General features: G+C 71.4%; 8 protein-coding genes. 5 read left to right on the top strand and 3 right to left on the bottom strand.

Features of this window, described 5'->3' with window-relative positions; all coding sequences use genetic code 11:
• Positions 1 to 30 precede the first annotated feature (30 nt).
• The 3 genes from IE242_RS10400 to IE242_RS10390 form a co-directional block, all read right to left on the bottom strand.
• Positions 31 to 6366, bottom strand: coding sequence for a protein kinase domain-containing protein (locus tag IE242_RS10400; RefSeq protein WP_189857695.1), 6336 nt, complete (start codon positions 6364 to 6366; stop codon positions 31 to 33).
• A gap of 347 nt (positions 6367 to 6713) precedes the next feature.
• Complete coding sequence (locus tag IE242_RS10395) at positions 6714 to 7559, bottom strand: SDR family oxidoreductase (protein WP_189857693.1); 846 nt, start codon at positions 7557 to 7559, stop codon at positions 6714 to 6716.
• Between the two features lie 15 nt (positions 7560 to 7574).
• Positions 7575 to 8756 carry a phytanoyl-CoA dioxygenase family protein gene (locus IE242_RS10390; protein ID WP_189857691.1) on the bottom strand — a complete coding sequence of 394 codons (1182 nt, stop codon included), beginning with the start codon at positions 8754 to 8756 and terminating at the stop codon, positions 7575 to 7577.
• Between the two features lie 324 nt (positions 8757 to 9080).
• Between IE242_RS10390 and IE242_RS10385 the strand changes: the two genes are divergently transcribed.
• The 5 genes from IE242_RS10385 to IE242_RS10360 all read left to right on the top strand — a co-directional run bounded on the left by IE242_RS10385 (position 9081) and on the right by IE242_RS10360 (position 12407).
• Positions 9081 to 9419, top strand: coding sequence for a hypothetical protein (locus IE242_RS10385; protein WP_189857689.1), 339 nt, complete (start codon positions 9081 to 9083; stop codon positions 9417 to 9419).
• 89 nt (positions 9420 to 9508) lie between these two features.
• Complete coding sequence (locus tag IE242_RS37595; RefSeq protein ID WP_229858713.1) at positions 9509 to 10837, top strand: hypothetical protein; 1329 nt, start codon at positions 9509 to 9511, stop codon at positions 10835 to 10837.
• A gap of 47 nt (positions 10838 to 10884) precedes the next feature.
• Entirely contained in the window at positions 10885 to 11382 is a 498-nt protein-coding gene (locus IE242_RS10370; protein ID WP_189857687.1) for a hypothetical protein, read from the top strand.
• A 60-nt stretch (positions 11383 to 11442) separates the two neighbouring features.
• Positions 11443 to 11958, top strand: coding sequence for a hotdog family protein (locus tag IE242_RS10365; protein WP_189857685.1), 516 nt, complete (start codon positions 11443 to 11445; stop codon positions 11956 to 11958).
• Between the two features lie 95 nt (positions 11959 to 12053).
• On the top strand, positions 12054 to 12407 hold the full coding sequence (locus IE242_RS10360) for a DUF4333 domain-containing protein (RefSeq protein WP_189857683.1): 354 nt from the start codon (positions 12054 to 12056) through the stop codon (positions 12405 to 12407).
• Positions 12408 to 12509 lie beyond the last annotated feature (102 nt).

The raw sequence follows: 12509 nt of genomic DNA, 5'->3' as shown, positions 1-12509 counted from the left end.
TCAGTTCCTCGGGAAGCCTGTGAAGTCGTGTCAGTGAGCGGCGGGGGAGCCGAAGCAGTCGGCGAAGGACTCGGCGATCGCGTCCCAGTCGGCACCGTGCGGGAAGCGCACGTACTCCCAGCCCGCGTCGAGGAGCCGCTCCTCGGCGTCCTCGTCGCGCAGGGTCGTCGTCTCCGTGTCCGGCAGGTCGACGAAGACGGCCAGGCGCATCCCCGGCACCCGGTACGCGAAGTCGGGCATCGCGTCCGCCTCGGCGAGGAACGGGCCCACCTCGTCCGGCAGGTTCAGTCCGCGCACCTTCGCCCAGCCGAGGAAGTCGCCCCGCGCCGCCAGTTCGGCGGCGGAGGCGTCCGCCGTGACCGTGATGGCCGGCGACTCGACCTCGGTGAGCGTGTCCGGGGCCTGGTCCAGCAGCCGCCGGTACTGCTCCGACCGCGACTCCCCGCGCGCCTCCCGCGTCGCCGTCGCCGACGCGAACCGCACCAGCAGGTCCCGCACCGAGTGGCGGTCGATCCGCGCGTGGCTGAGCTGGTTGCCGTACGTCAGCAGGCACTCGTAGCAGCCGCGTGCGCACGGCCGGTCGGGGTGCGGGCCGCCCAGGTCGTTGCCGTCCTCGTCGAAGTGGCAGATCGCCAGCGCGTACCGGGCGGCCTTCGCCAGGGCGCCCTGCTCGGCCTGGAGGCGGCGCAGCACGCCCGCGCCGCCCTCGGCGGCCTCCGTGAACAGGATGCGGTCGCGCGGGCCGTCGTCCGGCGGCAGCAGTTCGCTGGACAGCTCGGCGTCCTCCAGTTCGAACGCGGCCTCGACGCCCCGCTCCAGGGCGTACATGAGGGACAGCGCGATCGGCTCGGGGAGCGCCTCGTCGAGGGTGACGACGAGGATGTTGCGGCGGTCCTCGACGTACGGGATGACCCGCTTCCTGCGGCGTCGCTCGTTGCCGTCCGCGTCGACCAGGGGCAGCTCGCTGGAGTCGCCGGAGGCCTCGGCGGCGTCCTTGTCGTTCATCCAGCGGCCGTCCGCCAGGTCGAGCCAGTAGCCCGGCGGCTCGTCGCGCTTGGCGCGTACCCGGCCGGTGTTGGTGATGCGGACGGTCGCCGAGTCGCCGTACGCGAGCTCGGCGAGGGGGGCCTCCGTCGCGTCGGTCACCGAGGCGTTCAGGCGGCCCTTGCGGTTGCCGTGGTCCTGGAAGCGGTACGACGTCTCCAGCCTGTAGCCCGCGCGGCGCCGCTCCTCCTCGTCCGAGGAGATGCGCTCCCGGCGGGTGGTGTACACGGTGTGGAGCTGGAGCAGGCCGTGGGTGGGCGTGCCCAGTGGTTCGTCGCACATCGCGCAGCGGTCCTGGCGCTCCGCCGGGTCGTGGTGGTAGCCGCACCGCGCGCAGCGGCGCGCCTCGCTGGTGGCCAGGTCGCCGGAGGCGTCCGGCGGCAGCTGGATACGGGTGACCTGGTAGCGGGCGCCCTCGTGGTAGACGAGCGCGCCGGGGCCGAACTCGCGGATGGCGAGGAAGCGGGGGCGCTGGAGATAGTCGCCCTCGCCGCGTCGGCGGCCGACCGTCGGGATGTAGGCGGCCAGCGGCAGGCGCGGGAAGCTGTAGCCGGGGAGGAAGCCCTCCGAGGCCAGGTAGCGGTAGGGGCTGAAGTCGGAGAGGACCGACTTGCTGTCGACGCTCTCGTTCATCAGCAGGTTGAGCTGTGTCTCCGCCTCGCGGCGGCGGGCTTTGGCCCGGTTGCGGTCGGTCTCGGTGAGGCTGTAGTCGAGGCGCCGCTTGTTCTGGACGTACTGGTCGTCGAGTGCGGCCCGGTACAGCTGCCGCCAGCGGTCGAAGGCCCGGTCGAACCGTTCCGGCACCGTACGCACCCGGTCCTGTATCCAGTCGTCGTGCCACCAGGTGGTGTCGGCGAAGTCGGGCAGCAGCGGACCGAGGACGCGCAGCGCGGCGTCCACCGTGCGGTGCTGGGCGCTCTCGTCGAGGGAGGCCGCGAGGACGTCCGGCAGCAGGTCGAGCGCGGGGGCCGGGCGGTCGCCGGTGTCCGGGTACGACGCGTCGAGCACCTCGGGCACGGCGCGGCCCAGCTTCAGGCCGGCCTCCGCGATCCAGATGCCCTGGAGGTGGGAGAGGACGAGGTCCTCGTTGGCGAGGTCCAGGCGCGGCGGGGCCACCGCGCCCGCCACCATCCGCTCCGAGCGGCGGAAGTAGTACTGGTCGTGGCTGTTGCCGGTGGCGCAGTACGTCGTCACGAGGGCGGGCTGGCCGCTGCGGCCCGCGCGGCCCGAACGCTGGGCGTAGTTGGCCGGCGTGGGCGGCACGTTGCGCATCATGACCGCGTTGAGGGAGGAGATGTCGACGCCCAGCTCCATGGTGGGGGAGCAGTAGAGCAGCTTCAGCTCCGCCTTGCGGAAGGCCTCCTCGCGCTTCTCGCGCTCCTCCGGGGCCACCTGGGCGGTGTGCTCGCGGGCGAGGAGACCGGCCAGCGCGCTCGCCGCGTCCTTGTACAGGTCACGGAAGAACGTGTTCACGCGCGGGCCGTCGCCGCTCGGGTAGGTGCGGGTCAGCGGGTCGTGCGTGCCCGTCTCGCCCTTGCCCGCGCGCCAGATCAGCGCCTGCGCGGCCACCCGGTAGCCCGTCGCGGACGGTGTGTTCGGCCTGCGGCGGCGGCCGCCCGCGCGCTGCGGGGCGTCCGTCACCTCCTTCACGAGGCCCGCCGCGGTCAGGACCTTCAGCAGCTCCTCGATGATCAGCTGGAGGTCGTCGAGGGGGAGCTTCGTGAAGGAGGGGGCGGAGCGCTTCAGGTACTTGCCGAACTTGCCGCGTGCGGACAGGAACAGGGCCGAGCGGTCCAGACCGGGGCGGGAGGGGTGAGGGTAGGCGGTGCCTACGCGCGGGCGGTCGGAGGCGGCGAGGACCCACGGGTTCACCAGGCGCTCCTCGCTCGCGCGCTGCAACGCGTCGAAGTCCTCGCGGAAGTACGCCACGTCGATGGCGAGCGAGCGGCGCATCTCGTTGAGCAGCGCCTTCATCAGCTCGGCCCGCAGGGCCGGGTCGGCGTCCCGCAGTGCCGCGTGGGTGTGCGCCCAGCGGTCCTGCCGGTGCGCGACCCAGCTCAGGTCCGCGTAGTCGATCTCCAGCAGACCCGTCTGCTCCAGGTTCGGCATGGTGATGCGCCAGCCGCGCTCCAGGTCGAGGTAGAGCCGGAAGGCGATCACGTCGCGCAGCGTCTTGGCGGCGGCCTTGGCGAGCATCGGCGGCTGGTCCCCGTCGCCCGTGTAGTCGACCGGATCGAGGGCGAGCGCGTTCGTCACCGCCGAGGCCAGGTCCTCGTGCTGGACGCCGTCCTCGCCCGCGTCCAGGGCGGCCCGGTACAGCGCCCCGCGCAACTGGGTGATCTGCACGAAGTCGTTGAAGTGGCCCGCCTGGAGCGAGGCGTCCTGGCGGTTGTCCACGAACGTCAGGAGCTTGCGGGCCTCCTTGCTCAGCGCCTCCTCCGGCACCGACCTCAGGGAGCGCACCACCGACGCCGAGATGAGCGAGGTCGCCGACGACCGGCCCTCCTGGTCCAGCGTCGCCAGCTTCGCGAAGTCCCGGCCGCGTGTCTGCTCGTACGCCACCCCGCAGTGCAGGCAGAACAGGAACGGGGAGGGGATGAACGCCGCCTTCAGCTCGCCGCGGCCCTCGTAGCCGTGCGGGTCCACCGTGACGGCGCGCGGCACCCGGTCGCGGTACGCCTTCTTGAGGACCTCCTCGCCCTTGTCGTTCAGTTCGAGCCAGGACTCCGGCAGCCGACGGTCGTGGATGGCGTACTGGACGGCGACCGGCCACGCCCGCTCCGGGTGATCGATGTAGAGATAGCCGTCGCCCTGGCGGCCGCCCGTCGCGGAGGTGTCCCGGCGCGCCTCGTACCGGACCTCGCCGTCCTTCTCGTCGCGCCAGACCGTCAGGTACTCCTGGCCGCACTCGCGGCAGAAGGCGAGGGGCATCAGCAGCTTGCCGCCGCTGCCCGGCTGTTCCAGCTGGTAGGAGCGGGTGAGGTGGCGGGAAAGCTTGTCCTCCAGGGTGACGTACACGGTGTCGCCCTTGGAGAGGAACTGGTGCAGCCGGAACGCGAACAGGGGGCGGTCCGTGACCGGGTGCCGGGCCTGGGAGCCGGCCTCCAGGGTCGTCTCCATGGCCCGCGCGCACTCCTCCTTGGGGACGCCCGACCGCTCGGCCAGTTCACGCGCCGCGACCTCGATCTTCGCGGGCTGCCGGCGCACCAGCCGGCCCGTCGCCTCGTCCGTGGCCAGCCCGAAGCGCGTCTCGATCCAGCGGGCCAGCGGGTCACGCACCAGGTCGTCGTACGCGCGCGGAGCGGCGGGAGAGGTGAGGCGCTCGGCGGGGACGGTGTCCGGGGCCTCGTCGGTCGCGCGGACCAGCGTCTCGCCGATGACGTGTGCCGGGCTGACCTTCGTACCGAACAGCGTGGTCGCCACACCGGCGACGACTTTCTTCTGGTCCTCCAGTGTGCCTTCGGTCGACATGGTGGCCGAGGTGCCGATGCACTGCACGTCCGGTGCCTGGCAGGCCTCGCGGACGCGGCGGATCAGCAGGGCCACGTCGGCGCCCTGCCGGCCGCGGTAGGTGTGGAGCTCGTCGAAGACCAGGAACTGCAGGCCCGTCGCCATCTTGATGAGGCTGGCCCGGTCGGCGGGCCGGGTCAGCATCAGCTCCAGCATCACGTAGTTGGTGAGGAGGATGTCCGGGGGGTTGTCGCGGATCTGCCGGCGCTTCTCGTCGTCCTCCTGGCCCGTGTAGCGGGCGAAGGTGACCGGCTCGCGGCCCTCGCCGTAGCCGTCGCGGAGATACTTCTCCAGCTCCTTGAGCTGGCTGTTGGCCAGCGCGTTCATCGGGTACACGATGACGGCGCGCACCCGCTTCCGCCGCTTGGGCCCTTCGGCGTCCCGCTCGTGCAGCACCCGGTTGACGATCGGGACGATGTAGGAGAGCGACTTGCCGGAACCGGTGCCGGTCGTCAGCACGTACGAGGCCCCGCGGGCGGCGGCCTCGACGGCCTCGCGCTGGTGCCGGTGCAGGGTGAGCGGGCGGCCGTCCGGGGTGGTGCCGCCCTCCGTCTTGCCGGCCTGGAAGATACGGGCGCACTCCGGGTGCAGGACCGTTTCCCCGACGAGCTCCGCGACCGTCCCGCCGCCCTGGAAGAACGGGTTGAGCGACAGCCATGGGTCCGGCCACTGCGCCTTGTCGTCGAGGTCCTTCTCCACGAACGCGGCGATGCGGTCGTCGCGGATCACCGTGCCGCCCTCGGTGAAGGAGCGGTAGTCCTTGATGAGCGCCCGGTGCACGCCGAACACGTCCATGGCGGTGCCGGAGGCGGTGACCGGGGCCGGTCGGGGGGCGGGTGCCGGCTGGGGTGCGGCGGTGCGGGCGCCGGCGGGGCCGGCCGCGAGCAGGGGGCGCGTCGGGTCGAAGGCGCCCCAGGCGGGGAGCCGGGACGTGTCCCCGTCCTGGACGGCCAGCGGGAGGAGCGCGTCCCGGACTTCCCTCGCGTCCGCGGGACGGTCCGCCGGGTCCTTCGCCAGCAGCCGTCCCACGAGGCGGATCAGCTCGGCGGGTATCCCGCCGCGGATGACGCCGAGGGGTGTCGGCTCCTCCTTGAGGTGCTTGCCGGCGAGGTCGAAGGGGGACTCGCTGGTGAAGGGCGGTACGGCGACCAGCATCTCGTACAGGACGCAGCCGAGTGCGTACAGGTCGGCGGCCTGGGTGACCTGCCGGGAGGCCGTGAACTGCTCGGGCGCCATGTAGCGGGCGGTGCCGACGCTGACGCCCGTGCTGGTGAGCCGGGGGTCGAGCGGGTCGTCGACGATGCGGCCCATGCCGAAGTCGAGCACCTTGACGGTGCCGCCCCGCGTCAGCATCACGTTCGCCGGCTTCAGGTCGCGGTGCACCACGTCGGCGGCGTGCGCCGTGGCGAGGCCGTCGGCGATCTGGGCGCCGAGGGCGGCCACCCAGGAGACGGGCAGCTGGCGTTCCTCCGCGATGAGGTCGCGCAGCGTCTCGCCGTCCAGCAACTCCATCGCCAGGTACGGCAGTCCGCCGTCCTCCGTCACGCCACCGGCGATGAGCCGGGTCAGATTCCGGTGGTCGAGGCGGCGCATGATGCGGACCTCGCGGGCGAAGCGCTCCACCGCCTTGTTGTCCGCGCCGGTGTCGATCAGGGCGCCCGTACGGCTGCGCAGGATCGTCTTCACGGCGACCGCGCGTTCGGCGCTGCCCTCCGGAGCCTGGAGGTCCTCGGCCCGGTGGACCTCCCCCATGTTGCCCTTGCCGATGACCTGCCCGATGCGGAATCTGCCATCGATCAGCTCGTGGCCCACGGCCGCTCCTCTGCCCTCGTCCCGCCGTCCCGTCACGGGACGCGCCCCCAACGCGTGCCGCAGTTCCGTGGCTTCGTGCGAAGTGCGGACGTTGCGGATTGCACCACCGTACACGAGCAAGGTCAAACGCAACAGCCTGTCAGTGTGTTGACGATGTTAACGGGATGAGCCTCGGCTCTCGCGTTAAGTCGGGCCGGTCAGCGATGACATGGTGGCGCGTCAGGTGGTCGGCGGGTCGGGGTGCTTCCCTCACCGGTTCGCGCCGACCGAGCCAACCCAGTGGCGTATACACGCATCGGCCGTCCGGACGCGAGAACGGTTGTACGGAGCCAGGAGGACGCGCCCCGTCAGTCGAACGTCCCCACCACCCTCTGATCCCAGTCGATGACCGACCCCGTCACCACCCCACTGCGCTCCGACAGCAGGAAGACCACGAAGTCGGCGATCTCGTCGGCCTGGCCCAGCTTGCCCATCGGCAGGGTCGCGGCCGCCTTCTCGCGCCAGTCGTCGCCCGCGCCGTGGAACGCGCGCTGGACCCTGTCCTCTCCCTCGGTGTCCGTCCAGCCGATGTTGAGGCCGTTGACACGGACGCGGTCCCAGCGGTGGGCGTGGGCGGCGTTGCGGGTCAGGCCCACCAGGCCGGCCTTCGTCGCGGAGTAGGGGGCCAGGTGGGGCGGGCCGCCGTGGGAGCAGTTGGTGATGATGTTGACGATCGTGCCAGGGGAGCCGCGGTCCAGGAGGTGACGTACCGCCGCCTGCATCGCGAAGAAGGGGGCGCGCAGGTTCACCGCCACATGCGCGTCGAACAACTCCGGTGTCGTGTCCAGGAGTGAGCCGCGTGTGGTGAGGCCCGCCGAATTGACCAGGCAGTCCAGGCGGCCGTGGGCCGTTACGGTGCGTTCGACGGACGCGCTCGCCTGGTCCGCGTCCGCCAGGTCCGCGGGGAGGAACAGCGCGCCCGTCTCCTTCGCCAACTGCTCGGCCGGGTCCGGGCGCTCGGCGGTGAAGGCGACGGCGGCGCCCTCGCGCACCGCCGCCCGTACGATCGCCGCGCCCACGCCTTGGCTGCCGCCGTTGACCAGGAGGACCTTGTCCTTCAGAAGTTCCGTCAGAGGTCGCGTCAGAGGTTGCGTCAGAGGTCCCGTCAGGGGTCCTGTCACAGGTTCCGGGAGGGATTCCGTTCCGTTGTGCATGTGTCCGCGGTCCTCTCAGTCGTTGCGGCGTTCGGTGTGTGCCCGGAGTGCGGAGCGCAGGTGCTCGGGGGGCCATTCCTCCGCCACCGCCTGCCACAGCACGTCCGCCTGGGAGGGCGGGGCCAGGCCGTCCACCGGGGGGTCCAGGTCCAGATCGGTGGGGAAGGGGTAGCCCTCGGCGGTGGCGGCCACCACGTTCCGGAGCCAGTCGTCCGTGGCTCCCTCGCTCCTGCGGGCCAGCAGTACCGGGAACACCGCGTTCGCCATCGCCTCGCGGTCCACCGTCTCCATCGCCCGGCCGAAGGCCGAGGAGACCTGGAGCAGGTTCGCCATGCGTTTGATGTGCGGGGAGCGGTTGTGGCCCGCCGCGTGGAACAGCGCCGGGTTGAAGAAGGCCGCGTCGCCCTTCTCCAGGGGGAGCTGGACGTGGTGCTCGTCGAAGTACGCGATGAACTCCGGGCGGCGGAAGGCCAGATAGCCCGGCTCGTACTTCTGCGAGTGCGGCAGGTACAGGGTCGGGCCCGACTCCACCGGCATGTCGCAGTGCGCCACCGCGCCCTGGAGGGTGAGGACCGGGGAGAGGCGGTGCACGTGCGCCGGGTAGGCCGTTGCCTGCTGCTGGGAGAGGAAGCCGAGGTGGTAGTCGCGGTGGGCGCTCTGCGCGGCGCCGCCCGGGTTGACCACGTTGATCTGTGAGGTCATCTGGTAGGCGGGGCCGAGCCAGGCCTCCGACACCAGGGCCAGCATGTCGTTGGCGTAGTAGTCGGCGAAGATGTCGGGGAAGCGAGTGGCCGTTTTCTCCAGGGCGTTCCACACGCGGTCGTTGGCGCCCGGCTTGGCGAAGTGGTCGCCGCGTGCGGTGCCGGACGCGCGCTCCTCCTCGATCAGCGCGGTGAACGCCTCGGTGGCCCGGTCGATCACGGCCGGGTCGGTGAAGGCGCGCTTGAGGACGACGATGCCGGGGCCGTTCAGGAGGGCGTGCACCAGCTCGGCCTGTACCGTGCGGCGGCCCGCCGCCGCGCGCCGCCGTCGCAGCCGGTCGCTGTCGTACAGGGGGACGTTCTGCTCGACGGCGTCGGCGTACGGGTGGTCGGCCGGGTCCGTGCTCTGCTCGACCAGGGCACGGAACGCGTCCAGGTCGCAGTCGGCCTCGGTCAGCCAGGTGGCCTGGCGTCCCGCGGCAGCGGTGAGGGTCATGCCGGGTCCTCGCGGTCGTCTCGGGTGTTCGTCTCTGTCGCTCTCGGCGTCAGTCTTCGCAGACGTGAGCCATCGGACAACCCCCGTACGGCCATCAGGAAGTTGTCCTTCGACTCACCGTTCGTCTCGGCATTCACCTCCGGACGGTGAGCACGGGACATCCCTGTACGATCAAGGAGATCGCCCGTCGGTCAGGGGTGGGCGAGGCCACGGTCGGTGGGGCGGGCGGCTGTCCACCGTGCTCCACCATGACCTGGGGCAGCGCGTACCGATCGTGGATGCCCGCCGTTCCATCGGCACGAAGACAGACATGGGGGACATGGCATGCCGACCGGGACGGAGATCGAGGACCCGGCAGCGCTGAACCAGGCGGGTGCCGGCGCACAGGAGATGGCGGGGCGGACGCGGACCGCCGGCGCTCATCCGGTGGACGAGTCGCGCTCGGCCTCCCGGGATTTCGGCAGCGGCAAGTGGGACGGCGGACTGGGCGGTGCGCTGACCGACCTGGCGGAGACCTGGTCGAGCCAGGTCTCGGCGCTCGCATTCGACTGCACCGCCCTCGCCCGCCAGTGCGGCGGCTCGGGAATGCTCTACCAGCGCACCGAGGACGCGAACACACAGACCATGCGCTCCCTGTCGAGTGAGCCCTCGCCCTTCGGCTGAACCGGATCTCCCACGCACGGACACCGCCACCACTCCCGTTCCAACCCGACCAGACGCACGCACCACACAACGGGGAATCCACCGAGCTCATGCCGACGTACGAGCAGCTGTACCACCTCAACCTCGGCAACCTCGCGGCGGCCGCTGACCGCTGGGAGGAGACCGCCACCAAGTTCAAGGGGCTCCACACCGCCTACGGCGACCAGGTCGCCCGTCCCTTCCGGCAGGCCTGCTGGAGCCAGCCGGTGCTGACGGCGGCCAAGGCCGACAACGACGTACGCGCCGCCCAGGAGCAGTTCGAGAGCGCCCAGAAGCAGGCGCAAGGCATTGCCGGCGTCCTCACCTCGCTGCATGCCGAGCTGAAGAAGGCCAAGGAGGACCTCCGCCGCCTCGCCGACGTCGAGGCCGAGGAACAGGACCTGCACGTCGGCGCCGACGGCACTGTCACCCCGCGCTACGACCTGTCCCAGGACGCCGGCGCCCGACACGACCCCGACGGCCAGGCCGCCGCCCGCGAGCAGCAGCAGGCCTGCGAGGCATTCGCCCGCCGCATCGAAGGCGTCCTGCGGCAGGCCGCCGAAGCCGACGAGATCGCCTGCTGGGCCCTGCGTCGTGACCTCGGCTCCAGCAAGAGCGACTTCAACTCCAAGGTCGTCACCTCTCTCGACGCCGCCGGCGCCGCCCGCGCGGCCGAGCTGAAGAAGAAGGACGCCAGCACCAAGACCGACGGGTGGGTCGCCGAGGGCGAGACCGAGGTCTCCGGCCTCGGCGCCGGAACATCGGTCACCGGGCCCGACACCGGGTCCGGCAAGCTGGGCGAGGCCGCGGCCCATGCCGACCTCGGCCGCGCGAGCGCGGAGGGTTCGCTCACCAACGGCCCCATGAGACTCGAGGGGGCGGCCGAAGCCTATGCGGGCGCCAAGGCCTCCGCGTCCGGCGGCATCACCGACGAGGGCATCGCGGGCGAGGCCGGTGCCTTCGCGGGCGCCGAGGCCTCGGCCAACGGCCGCGCCGACGCCGGTCCCGTCGGGGTGTACGGACGGGCGGAGGGCATGGTGGGCGCCGAGGCCAACGTCACGGCCGGAGTCGGCGTCGACGGCGTGCAGTTGGGCGCCGAAGCGTTCGCAGGTGCGAAAGGCAGCGTCTCCGGGGGAGCGGACATCGGGGGCATCGGAGTGGGCGCCACGGCCGAGGGATGGGCCGGCCCCGGCGCGGAGGCGAGCCTGAACTTCAGCAAGGACGCCAACGGCGCATGGCACTGGGCCCCCAAAGTGGGTATCTCCCCCCTCCTCGGTGGTGCCGTGGGCTTCGAGGTCACCGTCGATCCGGGGAAGATCGCCGACACCGCGGGCTCCGCGGCCGACGCCGTGGGGGATGCGGCCGGGTGGTTCGCGGACGGGGTCGGCAGCCTGTTCTGATGGGACCCGCAGGCTCATTGCCGTTGCCGTAGTAAGGATGGCCCGAAATGCCTACGACTCTGCCCGTACCGATCCAGTTCGAACTGCCGGAAGGCTGGCGCGCCGAACCGCCGGACGCAGCCGGTGCGCCGGGCGCCGCGTTCGTCGCGCGGTACCCGCAATCGGATGCCGGGTTCACCGCGAACATCACGATCGACGGCGAGTACCGTCCGGACGCGGCGGCGCTGTCCGACATCGCTCACGAGTCCGTGGAGCGCCTGCGTAAGGCCGTCACGTCGGTGGAGGTCACCGGTGGTCACGAGATCGGCTCCGAGGGCGCGCCTGGTCTCACCCAGACACTGGCCGTGTCGGCCGTCGTCGGCGGCGTGTCCCGCGACCTCGTCCAGTCCCAGGTGTACCTGTCCATGCTGGACGTCGCCGATCCGCGCAAGCGCGCGGTGATCCGCCTGGTTCTCACAGCCACCACGTCCCAATTCCCGTACGTCCTGCGGGACTTCCAGGACTTCGTGCGCACGGTGCGCCCGGACACCGCTGCGGCGTCGTGACGCTTCCCGCGCCGACGGCGAATCTTGCACCTGCAACCCGCCCCCTCCTAGGTTGATCACATGGGACTCTTCGACAAGCTGACCGGAACCAAGCATCCCGACGACGGTGTCGTGCCGCGCTCGGCCGAGGAGGTGCGGACGGCTCTGCTCGGCGTCAACCGGGACGATGCCCCGTACGTCATCCGGGACGGCGCCGCCGAGGAGGAGTGCGACCTGGTGGCGGAGTGGCGGATGGCGGAGCCCGCCTGGCAAGCCGTCTTCGTCGCGTCACAACTGACCCGTGCCGTCCGTATCCGGATGCGCCTCGTTCCGGAGGACCACGAAGTGCGCGTCCTCGAAGAAAGCTGGGAGGTCACCCGGGTCGGGGATCCGCCGCAGCTCAAGATCTCGGGGGCGTACTCGCGCGGGCCCGACAGGACCGTCACCCGCCACTACACGGTCCAACGCGGCGACAGCGGAGGTCTCGAAGCGACGGAGACCTTCCGCTTCGACAGCTCGGAACTGCGCGACCCCCTGCGGAACGCCGCACTCAAGTCGGGCTGGACCTGGCGCAGCGTGATCTTCGGCAAGCTGTGAGACGCCGAGTCCTCCCGGCATGGCCGGAGGCCCCCACGAAGTATGCTTCCTGCCTCTTCTCACCAGCCCTCACCAGTACCCGACCGGAGTCCGCCATGACCACAATTCGGCTGTCCGCAGCACCTTCGATCCTCTCGGTCGTGGCCGCGGGCGTACTGCTCGCCGGCTGCTCCGCCTCGGTCACCGTCGGGTCGTCCACGCCGAAGATGTCCGCGGACAAGCTGGCCACGCTGGTCGCCGAGAAGCTCGCCGACACGACGGGCCGGCCGAAGCCGGACATCACCTGTCCCGAAGATCTCGTCGGCAAGGCCGGGACCACCACCCGGTGCACGCTCACAGCGGACGACGGCAGCACCTTGGGCGTGACGGTCGAAGTGACCTCTGTCGATGGAGACCAGATCAACTTCGACATCAAGGCCGACGACACGGCTTCCCCGGCTCCGAACTGATCACCTCGCCGATCTGTGCCGTTCTGCGCCGTACCGCCGGTCGTACCGCTCATCGGGAAAAGCGGCCGACCCGGCGGCCGACCCGGCAATGACCGCTTCACG

It is taken from the genome of Streptomyces poonensis, assembly GCF_014650915.1.
Lineage (GTDB): Bacteria > Actinomycetota > Actinomycetes > Streptomycetales > Streptomycetaceae > Streptomyces > Streptomyces poonensis.
The sequence above is the reverse complement of the archived record's forward strand: the minus strand, read 5'-3'. Positions and strand labels throughout refer to the sequence as shown.

Coding starts and splice junctions, on each gene's coding strand:
- IE242_RS37595 (WP_229858713.1), top strand. CDS start 9,509: ATGCCGACGTACGAGCAGCTGTACCACCTCAACCTCGGCAACCTCGCG.
- IE242_RS10390 (WP_189857691.1), bottom strand. CDS start 8,756: ATGACCCTCACCGCTGCCGCGGGACGCCAGGCCACCTGGCTGACCGAG.
- IE242_RS10360 (WP_189857683.1), top strand. CDS start 12,054: ATGACCACAATTCGGCTGTCCGCAGCACCTTCGATCCTCTCGGTCGTG.
- IE242_RS10370 (WP_189857687.1), top strand. CDS start 10,885: ATGCCTACGACTCTGCCCGTACCGATCCAGTTCGAACTGCCGGAAGGC.
- IE242_RS10395 (WP_189857693.1), bottom strand. CDS start 7,559: ATGCACAACGGAACGGAATCCCTCCCGGAACCTGTGACAGGACCCCTG.
- IE242_RS10385 (WP_189857689.1), top strand. CDS start 9,081: ATGCCGACCGGGACGGAGATCGAGGACCCGGCAGCGCTGAACCAGGCG.
- IE242_RS10365 (WP_189857685.1), top strand. CDS start 11,443: ATGGGACTCTTCGACAAGCTGACCGGAACCAAGCATCCCGACGACGGT.